This is a genomic window from Streptomyces sp. NPDC007872, assembly GCF_042868165.1.
In the GTDB taxonomy this organism is placed as follows: Bacteria; Actinomycetota; Actinomycetes; order Streptomycetales; family Streptomycetaceae; genus Streptomyces.
The window spans coordinates 620,396-645,461 of sequence record NZ_JBIAEA010000004.1 but is presented as its reverse complement, the minus strand read 5'-3'; the positions used below and the strand labels follow the sequence as shown (position 1 = coordinate 645,461).

25 protein-coding genes are annotated in these 25,066 nt (G+C 73.0%); 12 read left to right on the top strand and 13 right to left on the bottom strand.

The window, feature by feature from the left end:
- Positions 1 to 34 precede the first annotated feature (34 nt).
- Entirely contained in the window at positions 35 to 697 is a 663-nt protein-coding gene (msrA, locus tag ACFYNX_RS17545; RefSeq protein ID WP_388662281.1) for a peptide-methionine (S)-S-oxide reductase MsrA, read from the top strand.
- Positions 698 to 747: 50 nt separating this feature from the next.
- Here msrA and ACFYNX_RS17540 read toward each other — a convergent pair whose 3' ends face one another.
- The 3 genes from ACFYNX_RS17540 to ACFYNX_RS17530 all read right to left on the bottom strand — a co-directional run bounded on the left by ACFYNX_RS17540 (position 748) and on the right by ACFYNX_RS17530 (position 2,930).
- Complete coding sequence (locus ACFYNX_RS17540; protein ID WP_388662279.1) at positions 748 to 1,299, bottom strand: YceI family protein; 552 nt, start codon at positions 1,297 to 1,299, stop codon at positions 748 to 750.
- A gap of 157 nt (positions 1,300 to 1,456) precedes the next feature.
- On the bottom strand, positions 1,457 to 1,801 hold the full coding sequence (locus ACFYNX_RS17535) for a DUF1330 domain-containing protein (protein ID WP_388662277.1): 345 nt from the start codon (positions 1,799 to 1,801) through the stop codon (positions 1,457 to 1,459).
- A gap of 76 nt (positions 1,802 to 1,877) precedes the next feature.
- Positions 1,878 to 2,930, bottom strand: coding sequence for an NAD(P)-dependent alcohol dehydrogenase (locus tag ACFYNX_RS17530; protein ID WP_388662275.1), 1,053 nt, complete (start codon positions 2,928 to 2,930; stop codon positions 1,878 to 1,880).
- Positions 2,931 to 3,059: 129 nt separating this feature from the next.
- Between ACFYNX_RS17530 and ACFYNX_RS17525 the strand changes: the two genes are divergently transcribed.
- Positions 3,060 to 3,923, top strand: a complete 864-nt coding sequence (locus ACFYNX_RS17525) for a helix-turn-helix transcriptional regulator (protein ID WP_365545755.1) — start codon at positions 3,060 to 3,062, stop codon at positions 3,921 to 3,923.
- Between the two features lie 71 nt (positions 3,924 to 3,994).
- On the opposite strand, the gene ACFYNX_RS17520 is transcribed toward ACFYNX_RS17525, so the two are convergent.
- Together ACFYNX_RS17520 and ACFYNX_RS17515 are read right to left on the bottom strand one after the other, a co-directional pair.
- Entirely contained in the window at positions 3,995 to 5,266 is a 1,272-nt protein-coding gene (locus ACFYNX_RS17520; RefSeq protein ID WP_388662273.1) for an Ig-like domain-containing protein, read from the bottom strand.
- 193 nt (positions 5,267 to 5,459) lie between these two features.
- Positions 5,460 to 5,798, bottom strand: coding sequence for a hypothetical protein (locus tag ACFYNX_RS17515; protein ID WP_388662271.1), 339 nt, complete (start codon positions 5,796 to 5,798; stop codon positions 5,460 to 5,462).
- A gap of 111 nt (positions 5,799 to 5,909) precedes the next feature.
- Between ACFYNX_RS17515 and ACFYNX_RS17510 the strand changes: the two genes are divergently transcribed.
- Entirely contained in the window at positions 5,910 to 6,176 is a 267-nt protein-coding gene (locus tag ACFYNX_RS17510; RefSeq protein WP_185893468.1) for an LPXTG cell wall anchor domain-containing protein, read from the top strand.
- Positions 6,177 to 6,269: 93 nt separating this feature from the next.
- Here ACFYNX_RS17510 and hutH read toward each other — a convergent pair whose 3' ends face one another.
- The 5 genes from hutH to ACFYNX_RS17485 form a co-directional block, all read right to left on the bottom strand.
- Positions 6,270 to 7,811, bottom strand: coding sequence for a histidine ammonia-lyase (gene hutH, locus ACFYNX_RS17505; protein ID WP_365551331.1), 1,542 nt, complete (start codon positions 7,809 to 7,811; stop codon positions 6,270 to 6,272).
- A 121-nt stretch (positions 7,812 to 7,932) separates the two neighbouring features.
- Positions 7,933 to 9,234, bottom strand: coding sequence for a diguanylate cyclase domain-containing protein (locus ACFYNX_RS17500; protein ID WP_388662268.1), 1,302 nt, complete (start codon positions 9,232 to 9,234; stop codon positions 7,933 to 7,935).
- Between the two features lie 79 nt (positions 9,235 to 9,313).
- A complete protein-coding gene (locus tag ACFYNX_RS17495) occupies positions 9,314 to 10,102 on the bottom strand; it encodes an enoyl-CoA hydratase-related protein (protein ID WP_365551298.1) in 789 nt (262 codons plus the stop codon).
- Positions 10,103 to 10,169: 67 nt separating this feature from the next.
- Complete coding sequence (locus ACFYNX_RS17490; protein WP_365551301.1) at positions 10,170 to 11,309, bottom strand: adenylate/guanylate cyclase domain-containing protein; 1,140 nt, start codon at positions 11,307 to 11,309, stop codon at positions 10,170 to 10,172.
- A gap of 284 nt (positions 11,310 to 11,593) precedes the next feature.
- Positions 11,594 to 12,448 carry a biotin--[acetyl-CoA-carboxylase] ligase gene (locus ACFYNX_RS17485; protein WP_388662266.1) on the bottom strand — a complete coding sequence of 285 codons (855 nt, stop codon included), beginning with the start codon at positions 12,446 to 12,448 and terminating at the stop codon, positions 11,594 to 11,596.
- 134 nt (positions 12,449 to 12,582) lie between these two features.
- On the opposite strand from ACFYNX_RS17485, the gene ACFYNX_RS17480 reads away from it, so the two are divergent.
- The 4 genes from ACFYNX_RS17480 (at position 12,583) to ACFYNX_RS17465 (ending at position 15,476) form a co-directional block, all read left to right on the top strand.
- Positions 12,583 to 14,175 carry an acyl-CoA carboxylase subunit beta gene (locus ACFYNX_RS17480; protein ID WP_125665855.1) on the top strand — a complete coding sequence of 531 codons (1,593 nt, stop codon included), beginning with the start codon at positions 12,583 to 12,585 and terminating at the stop codon, positions 14,173 to 14,175.
- A gap of 29 nt (positions 14,176 to 14,204) precedes the next feature.
- Positions 14,205 to 14,417: an acyl-CoA carboxylase subunit epsilon gene (locus ACFYNX_RS17475; protein ID WP_125665853.1), complete on the top strand. Its 213-nt coding sequence runs from the start codon at positions 14,205 to 14,207 to the stop codon at positions 14,415 to 14,417.
- A gap of 232 nt (positions 14,418 to 14,649) precedes the next feature.
- Positions 14,650 to 14,778 (top strand): morphogenic membrane protein MmpB, encoded by a 129-nt coding sequence (gene mmpB / locus ACFYNX_RS17470; protein WP_260606780.1) that lies wholly within the window; start codon positions 14,650 to 14,652, stop codon positions 14,776 to 14,778.
- A gap of 92 nt (positions 14,779 to 14,870) precedes the next feature.
- Positions 14,871 to 15,476 (top strand): nucleoside triphosphate pyrophosphatase, encoded by a 606-nt coding sequence (locus ACFYNX_RS17465; RefSeq protein ID WP_365551310.1) that lies wholly within the window; start codon positions 14,871 to 14,873, stop codon positions 15,474 to 15,476.
- A 14-nt stretch (positions 15,477 to 15,490) separates the two neighbouring features.
- Here the strand turns inward: ACFYNX_RS17465 and ACFYNX_RS17460 are convergent, their stop codons facing one another.
- A complete protein-coding gene (locus ACFYNX_RS17460) occupies positions 15,491 to 15,898 on the bottom strand; it encodes a hypothetical protein (protein WP_388662263.1) in 408 nt (135 codons plus the stop codon).
- A gap of 397 nt (positions 15,899 to 16,295) precedes the next feature.
- Between ACFYNX_RS17460 and ACFYNX_RS17455 the strand changes: the two genes are divergently transcribed.
- Both ACFYNX_RS17455 and ACFYNX_RS17450 read left to right on the top strand, forming a co-directional pair.
- On the top strand, positions 16,296 to 18,050 hold the full coding sequence (locus ACFYNX_RS17455) for a biotin carboxylase N-terminal domain-containing protein (RefSeq protein ID WP_365551316.1): 1,755 nt from the start codon (positions 16,296 to 16,298) through the stop codon (positions 18,048 to 18,050).
- Positions 18,051 to 18,130: 80 nt separating this feature from the next.
- The gene (locus ACFYNX_RS17450) at positions 18,131 to 18,676 is read left to right on the top strand and encodes a helix-turn-helix domain-containing protein (RefSeq protein ID WP_365551319.1); all 546 of its coding nucleotides are present in this window, start codon (positions 18,131 to 18,133) and stop codon (positions 18,674 to 18,676) included.
- 81 nt (positions 18,677 to 18,757) lie between these two features.
- Here ACFYNX_RS17450 and ACFYNX_RS17445 read toward each other — a convergent pair whose 3' ends face one another.
- Both ACFYNX_RS17445 and ACFYNX_RS17440 read right to left on the bottom strand, forming a co-directional pair.
- The gene (locus ACFYNX_RS17445; RefSeq protein ID WP_388662573.1) at positions 18,758 to 19,684 is read right to left on the bottom strand and encodes a DeoR/GlpR family DNA-binding transcription regulator; all 927 of its coding nucleotides are present in this window, start codon (positions 19,682 to 19,684) and stop codon (positions 18,758 to 18,760) included.
- A 225-nt stretch (positions 19,685 to 19,909) separates the two neighbouring features.
- Positions 19,910 to 21,349 (bottom strand): NAD(P)H-quinone dehydrogenase, encoded by a 1,440-nt coding sequence (locus ACFYNX_RS17440; protein ID WP_388662260.1) that lies wholly within the window; start codon positions 21,347 to 21,349, stop codon positions 19,910 to 19,912.
- Positions 21,350 to 21,553: 204 nt separating this feature from the next.
- On the opposite strand from ACFYNX_RS17440, the gene ACFYNX_RS17435 reads away from it, so the two are divergent.
- From ACFYNX_RS17435 to ACFYNX_RS17425, 3 genes are all read left to right on the top strand, one after another.
- Positions 21,554 to 21,991 carry a gamma-glutamylcyclotransferase gene (locus ACFYNX_RS17435; RefSeq protein ID WP_125659249.1) on the top strand — a complete coding sequence of 146 codons (438 nt, stop codon included), beginning with the start codon at positions 21,554 to 21,556 and terminating at the stop codon, positions 21,989 to 21,991.
- 192 nt (positions 21,992 to 22,183) lie between these two features.
- Positions 22,184 to 22,987, top strand: a complete 804-nt coding sequence (locus ACFYNX_RS17430) for a purine-nucleoside phosphorylase (RefSeq protein ID WP_053645975.1) — start codon at positions 22,184 to 22,186, stop codon at positions 22,985 to 22,987.
- 370 nt (positions 22,988 to 23,357) lie between these two features.
- Entirely contained in the window at positions 23,358 to 25,019 is a 1,662-nt protein-coding gene (locus ACFYNX_RS17425) for a phospho-sugar mutase (protein WP_388662258.1), read from the top strand.
- Positions 25,020 to 25,066: the final 47 nt, after the last annotated feature.

Genomic DNA, 25,066 nt, shown 5'->3' with positions numbered 1-25,066 from the left:
CGAACTGCCGACGACCGTCGAGGAGAGATGCAGCATGTTCCTGTCCCGCACCCCCGTCCTCCCCACCCCCGAGCAGGCCCTGCCCGGCCGCGCCGAGCCGGAGTTCTCCGTGCCCGCGCGCCACACGGTCCTCGGCAACCCGCTCGCCGGCCCGTACCCGGAGGGCCTGGAGGTCGCCGACTTCGCCCTGGGCTGCTTCTGGGGCGCCGAGCGCAAGTTCTGGCAGGCCGACGGCGTCTGGACGACCCTCGTCGGCTACCAGGGCGGCTTCACGCGGAACCCCTCCTACGAGGAGGTCTGCTCGGGCCTGACCGGTCACACGGAGGTCGTCCGGGTGGTCTTCGACCCGTCGGAGGTCTCGTACGAGTCGCTCCTGAAGCTGTTCTGGGAGTCCCACGACCCGACGCAGGGCTTCCGCCAGGGCAACGACGTGGGCACCCAGTACCGCTCGGCGGTCTACACCCACTCCCCCGCCCAGGCGGCGGCGGCCGAGGCGTCCCGCGAGGCCTACCAGAAGGTCCTGACGGGCTCGGGCTACGGCGAGATCACCACGCACGTCCTGCCGGCCGACGACCGCCCGTTCTACCCGGCGGAGGCCTACCACCAGCAGTACCTGGACAAGAACCCGGCGGGCTACTGCGGCATCGGCGGCACGGGCGTCTCGTGCCCGATCGGGGTGGCGAAGGCGGACGGCTGAGCCCGTGCCGGGCGGCCCCGACACCGGGGGCCGCCCGGCGCGAGCAAGCCCTAACCCTGCTTGATCGCGGAGACGTCGAACTCCAGGACGATCTTGTCGCCGACCAGCACGCCGCCGCCCTCCAGGGCGGCGTTCCAGGTGATGCCGAACTCCTTGCGGGAGACGGTCACCGAGCCCTCCAGGCCGACGCGCAGGTTGCCGAAGGGGTCGACGGCGTTGCCGGTGTACTCGAAGTCGATGGTGACCGGCTTGGCGGTGTCCTTGATGGTGAGGTCGCCGGTGACCCGGTACTCGGTGTCGGACTTCCGCTCGACCCCGGTGGTGCGGAAGGTGATGTCGGGGAAGTTCGGCGCGTCCAGGAAGTCGTTGGTGCGCAGGTGCTGGTCGCGCTGCTCGACGCCGGTGTCGATGCTCTGGGCCTTGATCACCACCTGACCGGTGGACCGGGCCGGGTCGGCGCCGTCCAGGTGCGCGGTGCCCTCGAACTCGTGGAAGGCGCCGCGCACCTTGGTCACCATGGCGTGGCGGGCGACGAAGCCGATCCGGGTGTGGGTCGGGTCGAGGACGTAGTCCCCGGTGAGCTCGGCGAGCGGGACGGTCATGGCCAACTACCTCCGTGGGATCCGGATCCCGGCGGCGGCCCGCCCGGATCGTTCCCGGCCCACGCTAGGAGGACGCCCCGCCCCGCCCCGGCCGAACGCGCACGGCCGCGGAGGATTGCACCCTGACCGGTGACCCCGGACCGCCGTCCTGCCGCCGTCATCCCGCCGCCCTCAGCGCGGCCGTCGTCGTCGCCGGGTCGTAGTCCTCCGGGACTCCGTCGATCAGGAGGACGTCGCCGGTCATGTGTCGGGTGCGGAGGGGGATCAGGGCCCGGTAGGGCTCGGAGGCGTACCAGGTGCGGGCGTGCTCGTAGGTGGGGAAGGCGATGATCACGAGGGCGCCGGGCCAGGTGCCCTCCGGGACCTCGCGGGCGGGGGCGCCGTGGACGAGGAAGCGGCCTCCGTGGGGGTCCAGGGTGGCCTGGACGCGCTCCATGTACGTGAAGACCTCCTCGTCGAGGACGGGCTTCGGGTGCAGGTTCGCGAGGGCGTATGCGGTCATGGGGACAGCGTGCCGGGGCGTGCCGTACGGGTCGATTACCCCCGGCGTCATGCCCCGGCGGCCGTGTGCGGGCGCGTCAGATGGTCGACGCGTCGATCACGAAGCGGTAGCGGACGTCGCTGGCGATCACCCGCTCGTACGCCTCGTTGATCCGGTCCGCGGCGATCACCTCGATCTCGGCGCCCAGGCCGTGCGCGGCGCAGAAGTCGAGCATCTCCTGCGTCTCGGCGATGGAGCCGATCATCGAGCCGGCGAGGGTCTTGCGGCCGCCGATCAGCGAGAACAGGTTGACCTCGACCGGCTCCTCGGGCGCGCCCACGTTCACCAGGGCGCCGTCCGTGCGCACCAGGCCCAGGTAGGCGTCGAAGTCGAGCGGCGCCGAGACCGTGGAGACCACCAGGTCGAAGGTGCCGGCGAGCGCGGTGAAGGTCTCCGGGTCGCTCGTCGCGCGGTAGTGGTCGGCGCCCAGCCTCAGGGCGTCCTCCCGCTTCTTCTCGGACTGGCTGAGGACGGTCACCTCGGCGCCGAGCGCGTGCGCGATCTTGACGCCCATGTGGCCGAGGCCGCCGAGGCCGACGATCGCGACCTTCTTGCCGGGGCCGGCCTGCCAGTGGGCGAGCGGCGAGTAGAGGGTGATGCCGGCGCAGAGCAGCGGGGCGGCCTCGTCGAGGCCGATGCCCTCGGGGATGCGCAGGGTGTAGTTCTCGTCGACGACGATGTGGGTGGAGTAGCCGCCGTAGGTCGGCTCGCCGTCCTTGTCGCGGGCGTTGTACGTGCCGGTGCCGCCGGTGACGCAGTACTGCTCCAGGCCCTGGCGGCAGTGGTCGCACTCCCGGCAGGAGTCGACGAAGCAGCCGACGCCGACCCGGTCGCCGACCCGGAACTTCGTGACGCCGGGGCCGGTCTCGGCGACGACGCCGGCGATCTCGTGGCCGGGGACCATCGGGTAGATGCCCTCGCCCCAGCCGTCGCGCGCCTGGTGGATGTCGGAGTGGCAGATGCCGGCGTACTTGATCTCGATGAGGACGTCGTGCTCGCCGACCGGGCGGCGCGGCACGGTGGTGCGCTCCAGCGGGGCGTTGGCGGCGGGTGCGGCGTAGGCGGGGACGGTGGTCACGTTCGTGGTCATGGCTCCGAGCCTGCCCGGGAAAGCCGCCCTCACCCAGACACCTGTTCTACCTACGACTGCCGTGCCTACCACTGGCAGGGTCAGGAACGTACGTCCGCGGGCCCGGTCCTGCGGCGATAATGGGGTCGTATGGACCCCAGTGCCGAACTCAGTGAATTCCTGCGCTCCCGCAGGGCCCGGCTGAAGCCGCAGGACGTGGGGCTGCCCGAGTTCGGGCGGCACCGGCGGGTGCCGGGGCTGCGCCGCGAGGAGCTGGCGCAGTTGGCCGGGGTCTCGGTGGCGTACTACACCCGGCTCGAACAGGGCAACGGCCGCAACGTGTCCATGGAGGTCCTGGACTCGATCGCGCGGGCGCTGCGCCTGAGCGACAGCGAGCGGGCGCACCTGACGCACCTGGCGAAGCCGACGGTGAAGAAGCGGCAGCGGGCGGCGATCTCCCGTCCGCAGCAGGTGCGGCCGGGGATCTCGTACCTGCTGGAGACGATGGACGGGGTGCCCGCCGTCGTCCTGGGGCGCCGGCTCGACCTGCTCGCCTGGAACCGGATGGCGCGGGCGCTGCTCGGCGACTTCGCCGCCTGGGAGCCGCACGAGCGGAACATGGCCCGGATGGTCTTCCTCGATCCGAACGCGCGCTCGCTCTACCTGGACTGGGAGTGCAAGGCGACCGAGGTGGTGAGCGTGCTGCGGCTGTACGCGGGGTGCTACCCGGACGATCCGCACCTGCTGGCGCTCGTGGGCGAGCTGTCGGTGCGCAGCGAGGAGTTCCGCTCGCTGTGGGCGGCGCACACGGTGGCGGACAAGGGGCACGGCACGAAGCGGATGCGGCATCCGCTGGTGGGCGAGATGACGTTGTCGTACGAGACGCTGAAGGTGTCGGGCGACGATCCGGACCTGGTGCTCGTGACGTACCACGCGGAGCCGGGCACGCCCTCGGCGGAGGCGCTGCGGCTGCTCGCGCAGTGGGGCGTGGACGAGGCCGTGGACGCGCGGTAGGGCCGGACGCGCACGCGAGAGGGCCCCTCCGGGTGGAGGGGCCCTACTCGTGCGTGCGCGGACCGGGCGGGTCAGACCGCCGAGCCGGCCTTCCACTCCGACCAGCTCATGTTCCAGCCGTTGAGGCCGTTGTCGGGGGCGATCGTCTTGTCCTTGGAGTTCTTGACGATCACGACGTCGCCGATGAGCGAGTGGTCGTAGAACCAGGCGGCCGACTGGTTCGGGTCGCCGGCGCCCTTGACGTCGTTGAGGCCCACGCAGCCGTGGCTGGTGTTCGTGGAGCCGAAGATCGAGTCCGGGCCCCAGTAGTTGCCGTGGATGAAGGTGCCCGAGTTGGACAGGCGCATGGCGTGCGGCACGTCCTTGATGTCGTACTCGCCCTTGCCGTCGTCGTCGGTGAAGCCGACGGTGGCGCCGTTCATCCGGGTCTCCTTGAACTTCTCGGAGATCACCATCTGACCGTTGTAGGTCGGGTTCTCCGGGGAGCCGGCGGAGACCGGGATGGTCTTGACCGTCTTGCCGTCCTGCTTGACCGTCATGGTCTTGGTGGCGACGTCGACGGTGGAGACCTGGTTGCGGCCGATCTTGAAGGTGACGGTCTTCTGCTGGACGCCGTAGACGCCCTCGGCGCCCTCGACGCCGTCGAGGTTCAGCTTCAGCGTGACGGTCGAGCCCTCGGTCCAGTACTTGTCGGGGCGGAAGTCGAGGCGCTGGGTGCCGAACCAGTGCCCGACGACCTCCTGGCCGGAGCTGGAGGTGACGGTGACGGCGCTCTGGACGGCCTTCTTGTCGGTGATCGCCTTGTTGAAGGTGATCGAGACCGGCATGCCGACGCCGACGGTCGAGCCGTCCTCGGGCGTGAAGTTGCCGATGAAGCTGTTGGCCTGCGAGACGGTGGTGAAGGAGGAGTTCTCGTGGGCCACCAGGCCCTCCGCGTCCGCGGCGGTGGCGGTGATCCTGTAGACGGTGGCCCGCTTGAGCGCGACGGTCGGCTTCCAGCTCAGGCCGTCGGCCGCTATCTCGCCCTTGACCGCGTCGCCCTCGGCGGAGGTCATGACGACCTCGGTGAGCTTGCCGTCGGCGACGGTGACCTTGGCGTCGTTGTTGATGGAGGCGTTCTGGGCACCGTTCTTCGGCGAGATGGTGATCCTGGCCTTCGAGGTCTTCTGCGCGGCCGCCTCGTCGACCTGCTCCTGGGACTGCGGGGTCGCGGTTCCGGAGGCGCCGCTGCCGCCCTTGTCGCCGTCGTCGCACGCCGAGAGCACCAACACACCGCTGAGCACGACAGCCGCGGCGGCCAGGCTCCTGCGGCGCTTGCCGTCCGTCATCACACGCTTCTCCATCGTCGCCGATTCCCTGTGAACGATTGCTTCCCTACCCATCACAACCCGTTCGGTGCGGGAACCGGACGGTTTGTGGGGAACACCACTGATCGACACGCGCCGGCGGAGCGTTCGGTTCCCCACCGTGCGCCCGGTGGCGCGCGGCGGCCCCGGGACGGTGCCCCGGGGCCCGCGAGCAGGGAGGACACCGGCCTCACGGCCGGTCGTCGTCCTCCTCCGCCCCATCTTCCTCTCCGAGCTCCCATTCCAGCGCATCGGGGTCGTAATCGACCTCCTCGCTGCTCCAGGACGCCTGGACCATCTCGATGCCGGGGACGTCGCGGATCAGGTCGAAGGGCTCGACGAGGTACGCGAGGGCCTCGGCGGCGTCCTCGCGCGCGGCGGCGCGGGCGTGCGTCCGCTCCTCCTCGGGCATGAACTCGTCGGCGCCGATCCGGGCCTCGGCGGCCTCGGCCAGTTCGGCCGGCCCGTCGACCTCCAGGACCACATCGACGCGAAGACGTACATAGCGTGCGGTGTCAGAAGTACTCATGGGTCGGAGCGTAGGGGTCCGGAGGGCCTCGGGTTTCCCGCGACCCGCTGTGTTCATTAGCATCTGCACGTCGATCAATTCGTGGTTTCCGCAAGGAGGATCGAAATCTCCGTGTCCGCAGCCCGACGCCTCCTGCTGACCGCCGCCGTCGCGGGAACGCTGCTGTGCGCCCTGTGGTTCGTGCCGTCCGCGAACGCCGCCGACCGGTGGGGCGGCGGGGTACGGGTGGGCGGGGGCGGGCCCGCCGTGGACGACGGGCGCCTCGCGGAGACCGGGGAGCGGGACACGGTGCCGTACCTGCTCGGCGGGACGGCGTTCCTGGGCGTCGGCGCGAGCTTCGTGGTGCTCGCGATGCGCCGCCGGGGCCGGGCCTCCTGAACCGCCTTCCCCCGTCGCGTACTTACGGGTGAGGGCCCGTCACCTCCGGAAGTCCTCCGGCGGGACGGGCCCTCATCCGTCGTTCCGACGTCCTTACGCCAGCGGGCCGGTGACCGGCTCCACGGCGGCGACCACCCCGCCCTCCCGTACGAAGGCGTCGGCGGCGGCCAGGTCGGGGGCGAGGAAGCGGTCCGGGCCGGGGCCCTGGACACCGGCCTCGCGCAGGGCGGTGATGACGGCCCGCGAGGCGGGGGCCGGGGTGAGGCCCGCGCGGAGCTCGACGCCCCGGGTGGCGGCGTACAGCTCGACGGCGACGATCCGGGTGAGGTTGCCGATCGCGGTGCGCAGCTTGCGGGCGGCGGACCAGCCCATGGAGACGTGGTCCTCCTGCATCGCGGAGGACGGGATGGAGTCGGCGGAGGCCGGGACGGCGAGCCGCTTCATCTCGCTGACCAGGGCGGCCTGCGTGTACTGGGCGATCATCAGGCCCGAGTCGACGCCGGCGTCGTCGGCGAGGAAGGGCGGCAGGCCGTGCGAGCGGTTCTTGTCGAGGAGCCGGTCGGTGCGGCGCTCGGCGATGGAGCCGAGGTCGGCGGCGGCGATCGCGAGGAAGTCGAGGACGTACGCGACGGGGGCGCCGTGGAAGTTGCCGTTGGAGCGGACCTCGCCGTTCGACAGGACCACCGGGTTGTCGACGGCGGCGGCCAGCTCGCGCTCGGCGACGAGCCGGGCGTGGGCCAGGGTGTCGCGGCCGGCGCCGGCGACCTGCGGGGCGCAGCGGATCGAGTAGGCGTCCTGGACGCGGGGGGCCTCGCCGGCCTGGAAGTGGCCGGTGAGGCCGGAGCCCTTGAGCACGGCCAGCATGTTGGCGGCGGAGGCGGCCTGGCCGGGGTGGGGGCGGATGGCGTGCAGCTCGGGTTCGAGGACCTTCTCGGTGCCGAGGAGGGCTTCGAGGGAGAGCGCGGCGGTGACGTCGGCCGACTTGTAGAGGGTGTCGAGGTCGGCGAGGGCCATGATCAGCATGCCGAGCATGCCGTCGGTGCCGTTGAGGAGGGCGAGGCCCTCCTTCTCCTTGAGCTCGACGGGCGCGATGCCGTGCTCGGCGAGCAGCTCGCCGGCGGGGCGGACCCGCCCGTCGGGACCCTCGGCGTCGCCCTCGCCCATGAGGGCCAGGGCGCAGTGGGAGAGCGGCGCGAGGTCGCCGGAGCAGCCGAGGGATCCGTACTCGTGCACGACCGGGGTGATGCCGGCGTTGAGGACGTCGGCCATGGTCCGGGCGACCTCGGGGCGGACGCCGGTGTGGCCGGAGGCGACGGTCTTCAGGCGCAGGAACATCAGGGCGCGCACGACCTCGCGCTCGACGCGGGGGCCCATGCCGGCGGCGTGCGAGCGCACGATGTTGCGCTGGAGCTGGGCGCGGAGCTCGTGGCCGATGTGGCGGGTGGCGAGGGCGCCGAAGCCGGTGGAGACCCCGTAGACGGGCTCGGGCTTGGCGGCGAGCGCGTCGATGACCTCCCGGGCGGCGGCGAGGGCCTGCACGGCCTCGGTCGACAGCTCGACGCGGGCGCCGTGGCGGGCGACGTCGACGACGTCCTGCGGGGTCGTGCCGGACGTGCCGAGGACGACTGTCTGCATATCCATATTCAGCACCCTACGGATTGAAGACCAACCTGTCACTAGGGGATTTCGTCACTGTCCCGGCAGGGAGTCGTCCCTTACCGACGCGCAGGCCTCCGGCGGGCGGCCGGCCCGGCTCTCACCCGTCCGCCGACGGGGGCTCCTCGGGGCGGAGGGCGGTCTCCGTGGGCTCCTCGGGGCGGAGGGCCGTCTCCGTGGGCTCCTCGCCCGGGGGCTCGACCGGCCAGGCCAGGGGAGCCGGATCCGCCGGGACCGGAGCCGCGCGCGGCTCCGGCTCCAGGTCCGGCGGTCCCGGCTCCGGCAGCTCCACCGTCGGCGCGTCGCGGAAGCGGCGGCGGTCGCGGGCGCCCGGCGGGGCGTCCGCGAGGCGCACGACCGTGCCGTCGCGCCCCGCCACCACGGGCTTCGCCGAACGCCCGGCCTTGGCCTGGTACTGGGCGGCGTCCGCGAGCCGGAAGAGGCGGCGGGCCGACTTGAGGGGCCCGATGGGGTCGCCCGTGGACGCCACCCCGCAGGCCACGCCCTCGCCCAGCTCCAGCTCCGCCGCCCGTACGCACAGCTCCTCGGCGACCGCGACCACCTCGTCCGCCGTCGGGCCGACCGTCAGGAGGCAGAACTCGTCGCCGCCGAGGCGGGCCGAGAGGGCCCCGGGGAGGCGGGCGCCGCAGCGGGAGAGGACGGAGCCGAAGCGTTCGAGGAGGCGGTCGCCGACCGCGTGGCCGTGGGTGTCGTTGACCCGCTTGAGGCCGTTGAGGTCGCAGACCACCAGGCTCACCACGGAGCCGTCCGTGCGGTAGCGCTCGACGGCCTCGTCCAGACGGGTGTCGACGGCCCGCCGGTTGGCCAGGCCGGTCAGGGGGTCGGTGAAGGCGAGCTTGCGGACCTCTTCCAGGCGCTCGGCCTGGGCGATGCCCGCCGCGACGACCGCCGCGAGCACGGTCGCGAAGCCCGCGTCCGCGCTGGTGAAAGGTTTCGCCTCGGGCGGCCGGGCGACGTACAGCTCGCCCCAGGCCCGCCCGTGGAGCACGATCGGGGCGACCACGCAGCAGCCGCGCCCGCGCCGCCGCAGACCGGTCACCCGGCCGGTGGGGACGGGGTCGGCGGCGGTCTCCACCCAGGCGTCCGGCTCGCCGCCGCCCGCCCACCGCTCGTGCAGGAACTCGGTGATCTCGGGGAACTGGTGGACCGGGTACGTCTCCGCGTCCGGGAACTCCTCCTCCCCCACGGCCCGCTCCCCGGCGTTCACCAGGACCTTGAGCCGTCCGTGGTCCCGCTCCCAGACGGACAGGGCGGCGAAGCTCCCGTCGAGCCCGTCGCGGGCCCCGAGCGCAGCCGCCCGCCAGAACTCCCGTGGAGTGTGCGCCGCCGCCATCCCCTGCGCCAGCGCCACTACGGCCCGCAGCCGCCCGTCCTCACCCATTCCTCCAGCTTAGGGAGGTTTGAACCGTTTTCCCCTTCGGGGCGTCACGGAAAGTGACCCGTCGGAGGGATCGGCCGGGTCACTCCCCCGGCCACTCCGGCTTCCGCTTCTCGTTGAAGGCCGCCACGCCCTCGGCCCGGTCGCCCGAGAAGGCCACCGAGCGCCAGGCCGCGTCCTCGACCTCCAGGCCGGCCCGCAGGTCCAGGCCCTGGCCGAGCCGCATGGCCTTCTTCGCGGCGCGCAGGCCCACCGGGGAGTTGGCCGCGATCCGCCCGGCGAGCTCCAGGGCGCCCGTGCGGGCGTCCTCCGCCAGGAGGTCCACCAGGCCGAGCTCGCGGGCCTCGGCCGCCTCCACCCGGCGGGCCGTGAAGACCAGCTCGGCGGCGCGCGCCGCGCCCACCCGGCGCGGGAGGAGCTGCGTACCGCCGCCGCCGGGGATGACGCCCACGGAGACCTCGGGCAGGCCCACGACGGCGGTCGCGTCGGCGACGATCACGTCGCAGGCCAGCGCCAGCTCGAAGCCGCCGCCGAGGGCGAAGCCGTGCACGGCGGCGACGGTCGGCATGGGCAGCTCCAGGACGCCGGTGTAGGCGGCGCGGGCGGTCGGGCGCTGGCGGACCAGCTCGGCGTCGGTGAGGGAGTTGCGCTCCTTGAGGTCGGCGCCGACGCAGAAGGCCCGGTCGTTCGAGGAGGTCAGGACGGTGACGCGGACGGCGGCGTCGGCGGCGAGCGCGTCGCAGGCTGCCGCGAGGGAGCGGGCCATCTCGGAGGAGACCGCGTTCATCGCCTTGGGCCGGTCGAGGACCAGCTCCGCGACGTGCCCCTCCCGCCGGACCACCACGAACTCACCGAAACGCTGCTCGGACATGACCGCACACCCTCCCACCAGCCGGCACCGCCGTTAACGTCTGTTAACCGGCGTTCACGGGGAGATCCTAAGTGGGACGGCGGCCCAGGAGCCAGGGTTCGATGACGCCGAGGCCGCGGACCGGGCGCTGCCACATCGGCTGGAGCGCGAAGCGGTACGCGGCGGGCGCGCGGCCCTCCTTCTCGGCGCGGGCCGCCTCCTCGGCCGCCTCCGCCTCCGAGACGGGCGCCTCGCCGGTCCTGGTCAGCTCCTTCGCGAAGGCGCTGTCGACCAGGACGGCGTCCTTGGGGGCTATCGAGGTGAGCCGGCTGGCCAGGTTCACGGTGGTGCCGAAGACGTCGCCCATCCGGGTGGTCACGGTGCCGAAGGCGATGCCGACGCGCAGCGCGGGCATCGTCTCGTCGTGGCCGAGGGTCTCGATCAGGCGGAGCGCGATCTCGGCGGCGATGCCGGCGTCGTCCGCCGCGTAGAGCACCTCGTCGCCGAGGGTCTTGATGAGCCGGCCGCCGTGCGCCGCGACGAGGTCGGCGCAGGTGGTCTCGAAGGCCTCGACCAGCTCGCCGAGCTCCTCCTCCTCCAGGCGGCGGGTGAGCCGGGTGAAGCCGACGAGGTCCGCGAAGCCGACGGCGAGCCGCCGGTCGACCATCTCCTCGTCGTCGGCGGCCTGCACGACCCGGCCGGTGGCGGCGGCGAGCTGCCGGCGCCACACGTAGATCAGGAACTCCTCCAGCTCGGGCAGGAGCAGCTCGACCAGGGGGTACGTGACCTCGGTGCGGGTCATGCCGGGCTCGGGCGGCTCGGTGAGGCCCTCCAGGAAGGAGTCGATCTGCCACTCGGCGAGCCGGGCGGTGGTCTGTCCGGTGGAGCGGGCGACCTGCACGGCCATCGGCTCGCTGAGCAGCCCGGCCTCGACGAGGCCCGCGAGCCGCCGCAGGGCGAGCACGTCGGCCTCGGTGAGCGCCTTGGCCTGCCCGATGTCCGCGAAGCCCATGGCGCGCCAGAAGCGGGAGGCGAGCTCCATGGAGACGCCGGCCGTGCGGGCGGCCTGGAAGGGGGTGTAGCGGCGGTCCGCGCCGAGGATGAGCTGTTCGAGGCGGATCGCGAGGGGGTCGTCGGTCGGCTCGGCCGTGTGGTCGACCTCGTGGTGGGGGGTGGGGTACGCGGACGGCTCGGGCGCGCCGCCCGAGTTCTCGTCGTCGACGGTCACCGGCCGCCTCCTGCCCGTTCCCTGCCCACTTGCCCTGCCGATCTGTCGCCTGGATCGCGGTCCACGATACGACAGGTGTGGAATGGCTCACGCCCGAACGGCGCGCCGTTCCGCCCCGCGACCGGAGCCCGGCCCGCCCGTGGCCGAAGCCCGGACCGCCCCACGACCGGGCCCGGACCGCCCCGTGGCCGACGCCCGAGCCGTCCCCCGGCCGGACCCGGACCGCCCCACTACCGGACCCGGGCCGTACCGGAACCGCCCCCCTCGCCCCGTATCCGTATCCGTCAGACGTCCGGCGTCCGCACGTGGACGATGTCGCCCGCGCCCACCGCCTCCGTGCCGCCGCCCTCCGTGGCCACCACGAGGCGCCCGTCGCCGTCCAGGGCGATCGCCTCGCCCTCCAGGGTCCGCTCGCCGGGCAGCTCGGCCCTGATCCGGCGGCCGAGGGTCGCGCAGCCGGCCGCGTAGGCCTCCTGGAGCCCGGAGGCGGCGGGATCGCCGTCGGCCCGCGTCCACTCCCCGTACCACCGTTCGAGGGAACGCAGGACGGACCGCAGGAGGGTGTCGCGGTCGGTGGAGACCGCGCCGGCCAAGAGGAGGGAACCGGCGCCGGGGACGGGGAGTTCGTCCTCGCGGAGGGTGACGTTGAGGCCGAGGCCGACGACGACGCCGTCCGTACCGGCGCGCTCGGCGAGGATGCCGCCGGTCTTGCGCTCCTCGCCCTGGACGGAAACCAGCAGGTCGTTGGGCCATTTGAGGGACATGTCGACCCCGGCGGCCTTCGCGAGGCCGGTCGCCGCCGCCACACCGGTGAGCAGCGGGAGCCAGCCCCAGCGGTGGGCCGGCACGTCCGGCTTGAGCAGCACGGAGACGAAGATCCCGGAGCGGGCGGGCGCGCTCCAGGTGCGGTCGAGGCGGCCCCGGCCCGAGGTCTGCTCCTCGGCGACGAGCACCGCGCCCCCGGGCAGCTCGCCGGCCCGGGCGGCGAGGTCGGTGTTGGTGGATCCCGTGGTGGGGACCACGTCGAGCGAGGTCCACAGTCCGTCGGGGAGGACGAGCGCGCGGCGCAGGGCCGTCTCGTTGAGCGGGGGCCGGTCGAGGTCGGACCAGCGTCCGCCGGAGCCTTGGGAGGACGTCATGCAAGCCAGAGTAGGTGTGGCAAAGACCGCAGTGCCGAACCGTATCGGCGTGGATACGCTACGGGTCAGTAGGGCACCAGTAGCCCATTCGCAGTCAACGAACCCCCCGTGACCAGGCAGGGAGCCGCATCCCGATGTCCGAGCCGGCAGAGCAGCACGAGATCGACATTCACACGACCGCGGGCAAGATCGCGGACCTCAAGCGCCGTATCGACGAGGCCACCCACGCCGGCTCGGAGCGAGCGGTGGAGAAGCAGCACGCGAAGGGGAAGCTGACCGCGCGCGAGCGGATCGACCTCCTCCTCGACGAGGGGTCCTTCGTCGAGCTGGACGAGTTCGCCCGGCACCGCTCCACCAACTTCGGCCTGGAGAAGAACCGTCCGTACGGCGACGGCGTCGTCACCGGCTACGGCACGGTCGACGGGCGCCCGGTGGCCGTGTTCTCGCAGGACTTCACGGTCTTCGGCGGGGCGCTCGGCGAGACGTACGGCCAGAAGATCATCAAGGTGATGGACTTCGCGCTGAAGACCGGCTGCCCGGTCGTCGGCATCAACGACTCCGGCGGCGCCCGCATCCAGGAGGGCGTGAGCGCGCTCGGCATGTACGGCGAGATCTTCCGCCGCAACACCCACGCCTCCGGCGTGATCCCGCAGATCTCGCTGGTCGTCGGCCCGTGCGCGGGCGGCGCGGTGTACTCCCCCGCGATCACCGACTTCACGGTCATGGTCGACCAGACCTCGCACATGTTCATCACCGGTCCCGACGTCATCAAGACGGTGACCGGCGAGGACGTGGGCTTCGAGGAGCTGGGCGGCGCCCGGACCCACAACGCGACCTCGGGCGTGGCGCACCACATGGCGGGGGACGAGAAGGACGCCGTCGAGTACGTGAAGTCCCTGCTCTCCTACCTGCCTTCGAACAACCTGTCGGAGCCGCCGGCCTTCCCGGAGACCGCGGACACCGCGGTGTCGGACGAGGACCGCGAGCTGGACGCGCTGATCCCGGACTCGGCGAACCAGCCGTACGACATGCACAAGGTGATCGAGCACGTCCTGGACGACGGCGAGTTCCTGGAGACGCAGGCGCTGTTCGCGCCGAACATCCTGACCGGCTTCGGCCGGGTCGAGGGCTTCCCGGTCGGCGTGGTCGCCAACCAGCCGATGCAGTTCGCCGGCTGCCTGGACATCGACGCCTCCGAGAAGGCCGCGCGCTTCGTGCGCACCTGCGACGCCTTCAACATCCCGGTCCTGACCTTCGTGGACGTGCCGGGCTTCCTGCCGGGCGTGGACCAGGAGTACGGCGGCATCATCCGGCGCGGCGCGAAGCTGATCTACGCGTACGCGGAGGCCACGGTCCCGCTGATCACGGTCATCACCCGCAAGGCCTTCGGCGGCGCGTACGACGTCATGGGCTCCAAGCACCTGGGCGCGGACCTGAACCTGGCGTGGCCGACGGCGCAGATCGCGGTCATGGGCGCGCAGGGCGCGGTCAACATCCTGCACCGCCGCACGATCGCCGAGGCGGAGGACGTGGAAGGCACGCGGGCGCGGCTGATCCAGGAGTACGAGGACGCCCTGCTCAACCCGTACACGGCGGCCGAGCGCGGCTACATCGACGGCGTGGTCCTGCCGTCCGACACGCGCCCGCAGATCGTCAAGGGCCTGCGTCAGCTCCGTACGAAGCGGGAATCCCTGCCTCCGAAGAAGCACGGCAACATCCCGCTCTAGCAGCCCCTCCGGACCTCCAAGGAGCCGACATGATCAAGGTCGTACGAGGAAACCCGACGCCGGAGGAGTTGGCCGCCGCACTGGCGGTGGTCCAGGCCCGGGCCGCGGCCACGGCGGCGGCGTCCGCCGAGGGCGGCGGCCCGGCGGTGCCGGAGGGGTGGTCGGACCCCTCCCGCATCGCACGGGCCGTACGGCAGCGCCCGGGTCCGCGGGCCTGGGCGCGGTCGTACTGGCCCGTCTAGAGGTCGTACGGGCCCGTCGAGTCGTACCGGCCCGTCGGACGTCGGGCCGGAGGGCCGGACCCCTTGTGCGGGGGGTCCGGCCCTTCGCGCGCGTGCCTCCGCTTTCCGGCCCCTTCGCCCGCGTGCCTCCGTCCTTCGTCCTTCGGCCCTCCGCGCGTGTGTCCGGGGACACCGACCGGTTGAGTATCCGTACTCAGGCGCCGAGGCCCTCCCCGGCCGCAGGATCGGAGGCATGCTGTGGTCCGACCCGGAGAACGAGCCGCCCAAGTTCATGCGCGAGATGCAGACGATGCTCCGCCGCGCGGGCGTGCTCCTCGCGCTCGCGATGGTGGTGGCGATGTTCGCGGTCGGCGTGCGCTGACCCCGCGCGCGTCCCCGGCGGTCCGGGCCGGGCACGCGCGTACCCCGGCCGTCCGGTGGGTCCGGGTCCTCCGCACTGGCTACGCTGCCCCCATGACTGCTGATCCGCGCCGTGTCGTGCTCGCCTCCGCCTCCCCCGCCCGGCTCGGTCTGCTGCGGCAGGCCGGAATCGCCCCCGAGGTGATCGTGAGCGGCGTCGACGAGGACAAGGTCCACGCCCCGACCCCGGCCGAGCTCGCGCTCGCCCTCGCGGAGGCGAAGGCCGCCCATGTGGCCGCCCGGCCCGAGGTGTTCGGCGCGCTGGTCATCGGCTGCGACTCGGTCCTGGAGCTGGACGGGAAGGCGCTGGGCAAGCCGGCCGACGCCGAGGAGGCCGTCGCCCGCTGGAAGGCGATGCGGGGCAGGGTGGGCATCCTCCAGACGGGCCACTGCGTGTACGACACGGCCGCCAAGCGCTACGAGTCGGCGACCGCCTCCACCGTGGTCCGCTTCGGCGAGCCGACGGACGAGGAGGTGGCGGCGTACGTGGCGAGCGGCGAACCGCTGCACGTGGCGGGCGCGTTCACCCTGGACGGGCGCTCGGCGCCGTTCATCGACGGCATCGACGGCGACCCGGGCAACGTGATCGGCCTGTCCCTGCCGCTGCTGCGCCGGCTGCTGCGCAAGCTGGACGTGGAGATCACGGACCTCTGGGCCTGAGCCCCGGGCCCGCCCTACGCGGCGGCCGGCGCCTTCTCCGCGACCGGCCGCCCGGTCCCCTTCCCGTGCGCCACCAGGGTGAGGACGATCAGGCCGAGCACCACCATCAGGAAGGCGAAGGCCTGCCAGCCGAGGAGGCCGACGGCGACCGCGCCGAGGACGCCGTGCACGACCGCGCAGCCGACGAGCAGGCCCCGGCCGAGGCGGCCGGGCCGGCGGTCGCGGAGGCCCGTGAGGAGGGCGACGAGGGCGCAGAGGACGAGGGCCGCCCCGGAGACGTAGCCGAGGATCCGGGTGCCGGTGGCCATCGCGTCGGGGTCCATGCCGTCGAGGGACATCGACTGCGCCTCCAGGAAGCGCGCCATGACGGCGTTGAGGGCGACGATGCCGGGCGCTTCGAGGAGGAGCACCAGCGCGGTCACGAGAGCTATCGGTCTGCGGGCCACCTCGGCCACCCCCTGGATTCGCCTGTTACCGGCAGTACGATCGACAGCGGGAAGGCTACTGGCCGGTAAAACCCCGGACAAGAGTTCGTGCACGGCCGGACACGACGGAGCGTCGGGCAAAGAATCGCCGGGCCGTTCGTAGGGACCCGACAAAGAAACCCGAACGGCGACTGGCCGCGTGAACAGAGACCTGCGCCACACCTCGGGGCTACTGTGCCGTAAAGGAACCCTGCGTACCGTGGTGCGACAAGGGAATTCACGATCCGAGCAGGCCCGGGGTCACCCTCCGTGTGGGAAAGCTCACCACTGGGGACGGGTCGAAAGGCCGTGTCGGCAGTCCCTAAACTCAGCTTGTTTCAAGGAGGGAGCCATCGTGCGCAAGGTGCTCATCGCCAACCGTGGCGAAATCGCTGTCCGTGTGGCCCGGGCGTGCCGGGACGCGGGTATCGGCAGCGTGGCCGTGTACGCCGAGCCGGACCGGGACGCGCTGCACGTCCGTGCGGCCGACGAGGCGTTCGCCCTGGGCGGTGACACTCCGGCCACCAGCTACCTGGACATCGCCAAGGTCCTCCAGGCCGCGAAGGACTCGGGCGCGGACGCGGTCCACCCCGGGTACGGCTTCCTCTCGGAGAACGCCGAGTTCGCGCAGGCGGTCCTGGACGCGGACCTGATCTGGATCGGTCCGCCGCCGCAGGCGATCCGGGACCTGGGCGACAAGGTGGCGGCCCGTCACATCGCCCAGCGCGCCGGCGCGCCGCTGGTCGCGGGTACGCCCGACCCGGTCTCGGGCGCGGAGGAGGTCGTGGCCTTCGCGAAGGAGCACGGCCTGCCGATCGCGATCAAGGCCGCCTTCGGCGGCGGCGGCCGCGGCCTGAAGGTCGCCCGCACCCTCGAAGAGGTCCCCGAGCTGTACGACTCCGCCGTCCGCGAGGCCGTCGCGGCCTTCGGCCGGGGCGAGTGCTTCGTGGAGCGCTACCTGGACAAGCCGCGGCACGTGGAGACGCAGTGCCTGGCCGACACCCACGGCAACGTGGTCGTGGTCTCCACCCGTGACTGCTCGCTCCAGCGCCGCCACCAGAAGCTGGTGGAGGAGGCCCCGGCCCCCTTCCTGTCGGAGGAGCAGAACAAGCAGCTCTACGCCGCCTCGAAGGCGATCCTGAAGGAGGCCGGCTACGTCGGCGCCGGCACGGTCGAGTTCCTCGTGGGCGTGGACGGCACGATCTCCTTCCTGGAGGTCAACACCCGCCTCCAGGTCGAGCACCCGGTGACCGAGGAGGTCACCGGCATCGACCTGGTCCGCGAGATGTTCCGCATCGCCGACGGCGAGGAGCTCGGCTACGGCGACCCGGAGATCCGGGGCCACTCCTTCGAGTTCCGCATCAACGGCGAGGACCCGGGCCGTAACTTCCTCCCGGCCCCCGGCACCGTCACCCTCTTCCAGCCCCCGACCGGTCCGGGCGTCCGCCTGGACGCGGGCGTGGAGTCCGGCTCGGTCATCGGCCCGGCCTGGGACTCCCTCCTCGCCAAGCTGGTCATCACCGGCGCCACCCGCGAGCAGGCCCTCCAGCGCGCCGCGCGCGCCCTGGCGGAGTTCAAGGTCGAGGGCATGGCCACCGCCATCCCGTTCCACCGTGCCGTCGTGGTCGACCCGGCGTTCACCGCGGACCCGTTCCGGGTCCACACCCGGTGGATCGAGACGGAGTTCGTCAACGAGATCAAGCCCTTCGCCCCGGCCGGCGCGGACGCCGACGAGGACGAGGCGGGCCGCGAGACGATCGTCGTCGAGGTCGGCGGCAAGCGCCTTGAGGTCTCCCTGCCCTCCTCCCTCGGCATGTCCCTGGCCCGCACGGGCCTGGCGGCCGGCGCCAAGCCGAAGCGCCGCGCGGCGAAGAAGTCCGGCCCGGCCGCCTCGGGCGACACCCTCGCCTCCCCGATGCAGGGCACGATCGTCAAGATCGCCGTCGAGGAGGGCCAGGAGGTCAAGGAGGGCGACCTGATCGTCGTCCTGGAGGCCATGAAGATGGAGCAGCCGCTCAACGCGCACCGCTCCGGCACCGTCAAGGGCCTCAGCGCCGCGGTCGGCGCCTCGATCACCTCCGGCGCCGCCATCTGCGAGATCAAGGACTGACCGGCGCACCCAGTACGGTACGGAGGGCCCGCGGGCAGTCGCCTGCGGGCCCTTCGCCGAGGGGAGGGCCTCCGTCACCCATGCGCGCCGACGCACGCCGCAACCACGAACGCCTGCTCACCGAGGCCCGCGCCGCCTTCGCCGGCCGGGGCGCCGACGCGCCCCTGGAGGAGATCGCGCGCCGCGCGGGCGTGGGGATCGGCACCCTCTACCGCCACTTCCCCACCCGCGCCGACCTGTTGAACGGCGTCTTCCAGGAGGCCCTGGCGGAACTCCTGGACCGCTCGCGGGCGTTGGCGGACGCCGAGGAGCCGTGCCGGGCGCTGGTGGAGTGGCTGCGGGCCCTGGTCGCCCACGCGGGCGAGTACCGGGGGCTCGCGCACGCCCTGATGTCCGCCTCGCACGACCGGGATTCGGCGCTCTCCCGGTGCAGCGATCCGCTGCGCACGGCGGGCGAGCGGCTGCTCGAACGGGCCCGGGAGGCGGGCCGGGTGCGGGCCGACGTGGCGATCGGCGACCTGATGCAACTGACCAACGCGATCGCGCTCGCGGCGGAACAGTCCCCGGAGGACACGGAGTTGGCGGACCGCCTGCTCGCGCTGACGCTGCGGGGCATCACGGCCTGAGGCACGGGGGCGCGTACGGAGGGTGCGCGGGGCCCCCGGGGGAGGGTCCCTCGGCACGCGGGACGGCCCGGGGCCGCCCCCTCAGCGGCGGCGCAGGTCCGCGACCCTGGCCGTGCGCTCCAGCGTCTCCGCGGGGAAGCCTGCGCCCGGGCCCCGGAACTGCCCCGCCACCATCCGGCCGCGCTGGCCCGGGAGGGGCACGTCACGGCGGGGCCGGGCCCCGGGGGGGAGCTGATCGCCCCCGGCGGGTCCGGAGCCGGCGCCGGTGCCCGCGACGGCGATCTGCACGCCCTGGTCGGCGAGGGCCTGGAGCTCGGTGGCGGCCCGCTCGTCGTGGGCGGGGGGCTCGTCGGTGACCAGACGGGTGATCACGTCCGTGGGCACCGTCTGGAACATGGTGTCGGAGCCCAGCTTGGTGTGGTCGGCGAGGACCACGACCTCGGCCGCCGCCTGGACCAGCGCCCGGTCCACGCTCGCGGAGAGCATGTTGGAGGTGGACAGGCCGCGCTCGGCGGTCAGGCCGCTCCCGGAGAGGAAGGCCCGGGAGACCCGCAGCCCCTGGAGCGACTGCTCGGCCCCGCTGCCCACGAGCGCGTAGTTGGACCCGCGCAGGGTGCCGCCGGTCATGACGACCTCGACCCGGTTGGCGTGGGCGAGGGCCTGGGCGACGAGCAGGGAGTTGGTGACCACGGTCAGGCCGGGCACGCGGGCGAGCCGGCGGGCCAGCTCCTGCGTGGTCGTCCCGGCGCCGACGACGATGGCCTCGCCCTCTTCGACGAGGCTCGCCGCGACGTCGGCGATGGCCGTCTTCTCCGCGGCCGCGAGATGGGATTTCTGCGGGAAGCCGGATTCTCGCGTGAATCCGCCCGGCAACACCGCACCGCCGTGGCGGCGGTCGAGGAGTCCTTCTGCCTCCAGGGCCCGTACGTCCCTCCGTACGGTCACCTCCGAGGTCTGGACGACGCGGGCGAGCTCGCGGAGCGACACGGCTCCGTTGGCGCGCACCATTTCGAGGATCAACTGGCGACGTTCTGCAGCGAACACGAAACTGACAGTAACGTGGCCGCGCGATGCTTTTCAGCAGTATGCGGCGAATTGCAGAAGTTGCGCACGGACGGGGCCCCCAAGTGGTATGGGAGGCCCCGTCATTGATCGTTCTATGCCCCGGCTTGCCGGGGGTTGTCCGAGTCGGCGAACCGTTCCCGCAGGCGGGAGCCGGGCCGGGCCCGGCGGCTAGGCGTCGCCCGCCGACTTTCGGGTCTGCAACTGCCGTGCCACTTCCGCGATCGAGCCCGACAGGGAGGGGTACACGGTGAAAGCATTTGCGATCTGTTCGACGGTCAGATTGTTGTCGACCGCGATCGAGATCGGATGGATCAGCTCGCTCGCCCGCGGGGCGACGACGCAGCCGCCGACCACGATGCCGGTGCCCGGACGGCAGAAGATCTTGACGAAGCCGTCCCGGATGCCCTGCATCTTCGCGCGCGGGTTGCGCAGCAGCGGCAGCTTGACGACCTTGGCGTCGATCTTGCCCGCGTCCACGTCGGCCTGGGTGTAGCCGACGGTGGCGATCTCGGGGTCGGTGAAGACGTTCGACGAGACCGTCTTCAGGTTGAGCGGGGTCACCGCGTCGCCCAGGAAGTGGTACATCGCGATCCGGCCCTGCATGGCGGCGACCGAGGCGAGCGCGAAGACGCCCGTGACGTCACCGGCCGCGTAGACGCCGGGGGCGGAGGTCCGCGAGACCCGGTCGGTCCAGATGTGCCCGGAGTCCTTGAGGCGGACGCCCGCCTCCTCCAGGCCCATGCCGGCCGAGTTCGGGATCGCGCCGACCGCCATCAGGCAGTGGGTGCCGGAGATGACCCGGCCGTCGGCGAGGGCGACCTCGACCCGGTCGCCGACCCGCTTGGCGGACGCGGCGCGGGAGCGGGCCATGACGTTCATGCCGCGGCGCCGGAAGACGTCCTCCAGGACGGCGGCGGCGTCCGGGTCCTCGCCGGGCAGGACGCGGTCGCGGCTGGAGACCAGGGTGACCCGGGAGCCGAGCGCCTGGTAGGCGCCGGCGAACTCGGCGCCGGTGACGCCGGAGCCGACCACGATGAGCTCCTCGGGGAGCTCCTTGAGGTCGTAGACCTGGGTCCAGTTCAGGATCCGCTCGCCGTCCGGCTCGGCGTCGGGCACCTCGCGCGGGTGGCCGCCGGTCGCGATCAGCACGGCGTCCGCGGTCAGCGTCTCCTCGGTGCCGTCGGCGGCGGTCACGACCACCTGGCGGGAGCCGTCCACGGCCTGCCGGCCGGAGAGCCGGCCGCGGCCGCGCAGCACGCGGGCGCCCGCGCGGGTGACGGAGGCGGTGATGTCGTGCGACTGGGCGAGCGCGAGGCGCTTCACCCGCCGGTTGACCTTGCCGAGGTCGACGCCCACGACCCGGGCGGCCTGCTCCAGGTGCGGGGTGTCGTCCGCGACGATGATGCCCAGCTCCTCGTACGAGGAGTCGAAGGTGGTCATCACCTCGGCGGTGGCGATCAGGGTCTTGGAGGGGACGCAGTCGGTCAGGACGGACGCGCCGCCGAGGCCGTCGGTGTCGACGACGGTCACCTCCGCGCCGAGTTGGGCGCCCACCAGGGCCGCCTCGTATCCGCCGGGTCCGCCGCCGATGATCACGATCCGGGTCACTGGGATCTACGCCTCGCGCTCTCGTTCTGCCGGGGGGTCCCCCCGCTGGGGTGCAGTGCGTACGCCATTGTCCCGCACGCTTCAAGTGCGTACCCCATTGTCCCGCACGTCCGGCGCGGCCACGCGGCGGGGCCTCCGAAGGGGGTCCGGCGGCGCTCCGGCGAACCGGCCCGTCCCTCCGCACCCTCCCGTACCCTCGGTCCCATGTCCCTCTACGCCGCTTTCGCCGGCAACCTGGACGCGCGGCTGATGAGCCGCCGCGCACCGCACTCCCCGCTGCGCGGGACCGGCTGGCTGAACGGCTGGCGCCTCACCTTCGGCGGGGAGCAGATGGGGTGGGAGGGAGCCCTCGCCACCATCGTGGAGGCCCCCCGCTCCCAGGTCTTCGTGGCGCTGTACGACATCGCGCCGATGGACGAGGACTCCATGGACCGCTGGGAGGGCGTCGGCCTCGACGTCTACCGGCGGATGCGGGTGCGGGCGCACACCCTGGACGGCGAGGAACCCGCCTGGACGTACGTCCTCAACGGGTACGAGGGCGGGCTGCCGTCGGCCCGCTACCTGGGCGAGGTCGCGGACGCGGCCGAGTCGGCGGGCGCGCCGCACGACTACGTGATGGAGCTGCGCAAGCGCCCCTGCTGAGCGGCCCGCGGGGCGTCGGCCGCCCGTCGAGGGACCGGCCCGCTCCGGTTTTCGTCGGAAACGACAAGACAACGATCGCATGTCCGTCAGCACCGTCATCTACGCGCGTAGGGATTCTCCGGCTACGCTTCTTCGCGTAGCAGATCGTCCGGGGCCCGCCTCGGACTCCCCTCCCCGAGGCGAGAGAAGTCAGTGAACGCAACTGCCACCCCGTACGAGGCCGCCGAGGCCGCCGCCGCGCGTCTTCGCGAGCTGACCGGAGTCGAGAGCCACGACGTCGCCCTGGTCATGGGCTCGGGCTGGGCGCCCGCCGTCGACGCCCTCGGCGCCCCCGAGGCCGAGTTCCCGGTGACCGAGCTCCCCGGCTTCCCGCCGCCGGTCGTCGAGGGCCACGGCGGCACGATCCGCTCGTACAAGATCGGCGAGAAGCGCGCCCTGGTCTTCCTGGGCCGCACCCACTTCTACGAGGGCCGGGGCGTCGCCTCCGTCGCCCACGGCGTCCGCACCGCGGTCGCGGCCGGCTGCGAGACCGTCGTCCTGACCAACGGCTGCGGCGGTCTGCGCGAGGGCATGCGCCCCGGGCAGCCGGTCCTGATCAGCGACCACATCAACCTGACGGCCGCCTCCCCGATCGTCGGCGCGAACTTCGTGGACCTCACCGACCTGTACTCGCCGCGGCTGCGCGCGCTGTGCAAGGAGGTCGACGAGACCCTCGAAGAGGGCGTCTATGTGCAGTTCCCCGGCCCGCACTACGAGACCCCGGCCGAGATCAACATGGTCCGCGTCCTGGGCGGCGACCTCGTCGGCATGTCCACCGTCCTGGAGGCCATCGCGGCCCGCGAGGCCGGCGCCGAGGTCCTGGGCATCTCGCTCGTCACCAACCTGGCGGCGGGGCTCTCGGGCGAGCCGCTCAACCACGAGGAGGTCCTCCAGGCGGGACGCGACTCGGCGGCGCGGATGGGCGAGCTGCTGACGCGGGTCCTCGACCGGATCTGATCGTTCCCCCGCGCTCCGGGGCCGGTACGGGCTCCGGGGCGCGGTCGGGTGCGGGCGGGGGCGCCGCTGCGCGGGGCTTGTCCCCCGCCCCGCCCCTTCCCGGAACCGGGGCTCCGCCCCGGACCCCGCGCCTCAAACGCCGGCGGGGCCGGATTTCCTCCTGCGGGCGGAACTTCAGCCCGTCCGGCGTTCGAGGACACGCCCGCAGGGCGTACGGGGTCCGGGGGCTCGCCCCCGGTTACGGGAAGGGGCGGGGCGGGGAAAGGCTCCGCGCAGCGGCCCGCACCCACCGGCCCCCGCACCCGCACCGCCGCCACCCGCACAAAGCGCCCATCCCCGTGCAGAGCCCGTCCCCTCCGAAAGGCACACCGTGACGCAGGACGACCTCCTCACCCGGGCCCAGGCCTGGCTCGACGAGGACCCCGACCAGGAGACCCGCGAGGAGCTCGCGCGGCTCATCGAGGCCGGTACGGCCGGTACGACGGACGAGCTCGCCGTCCGGTTCGCCGGCACGCTCCAGTTCGGCACGGCCGGACTCCGGGGCGAGCTGGGCGCCGGGCCCATGCGGATGAACCGCTCGGTGGTCATCCGCGCCGCCGCCGGCCTCGCCGCGTACCTGAAGGCCAAGGGGCAGGAGGGCGGGCTCGTCGTCATCGGCTACGACGCCCGCCACAAGTCCGCCGACTTCGCCCGCGACACCGCCGCCGTGATGACCGGCGCCGGGCTGCGCGCCGCGCTCCTCCCCCGCCCGCTGCCGACGCCCGTCCTCGCGTACGCCATAAGGCACCTGGGGGCCGTCGCCGGCGTCGAGGTGACCGCGAGCCACAACCCGCCGCGCGACAACGGCTACAAGGTCTACCTGGGCGACGGCTCGCAGATCGTGCCGCCCGCCGACGCGGAGATCGCCGCCGAGATCGCCGCCGTCCGCTCGCTGCACGACGTGCCGCGCCCGGAGGACGGCTGGGAGACCCTCGGCGACGAGGTGCTCGACGCCTACCTGGAGCGTACGGACGCGGTCCTGACGCCCGGCTCGCCCCGTACCGCGCGGACCGTCTACACGGCCATGCACGGCGTCGGCAAGGACGTCCTGACGGCCGCGTTCGCGCGCGCCGGCTTCCCGCCGCCCGCCCTGGTGGCCGAGCAGGCGGACCCGGACCCGGACTTCCCGACGGTCGCCTTCCCCAACCCGGAGGAGCCGGGGGCGATGGACCTCGCCTTCGAGGCGGCCCGCGCCGTGGCCCCCGACCTGGTGATCGCCAACGACCCGGACGCCGACCGCTGCGCGGTGGCCGTGCCGGACGCGGACGCCGAGGGCGGCTGGCGGATGCTCCGGGGCGACGAGGTGGGCGCGCTGCTCGCCGCGCACCTGGTGCGCAGGGGCGTCACCGGCGTCTTCGCCGAGTCGATCGTCTCGTCCTCGCTGCTCGGCCGGATCGCGGCGGCGGCGGGCGTCGGGTACGAGGAGACGCTGACCGGCTTCAAGTGGATCGCCCGCGTCGAGGACCTGCGCTACGGCTACGAGGAGGCGCTCGGCTACTGCGTCGACCCGGAGGGCGTCCGCGACAAGGACGGCATCACGGCCGCGCTGCTGGTCACCGAGCTGGCCTCGGTGCTCAAGGAGGAGGGCCGGACCCTGACCGACCTCCTGGACGTCCTGGCCGTGGAGCACGGGCTGCACGCCACGGACCAGCTCTCGGTGCGGGTCGAGGACCTGGGGATCATCGCGAACGCGATGGCCGCGCTGCGCGAGCGCCCGCCGGTCTCCCTCGCCGGTCTGACGGTCGTCTCGGCCGAGGACCTGACCAAGGGCACGGAGGCGCTGCCGCCCACGGACGGGCTGCGCTACCACCTGGAGGGCGACTACAAGGCCCGGGTGATCGTGCGTCCCAGCGGCACCGAGCCCAAGCTCAAGTGCTACCTGGAGGTCGTGGTCCCGGTCTCCGGCGCGGACGGCCTGCCGGCGGCCCGCGCCACGGCCGCCGGGCTGCTCGCCGCGATCAAGCGGGACCTGGCGGAGGCCGCGGGGCTGTAACCCCGCCGGACGTGACGGGGGCCGGTACGGAGGAGATCCTCCGTACC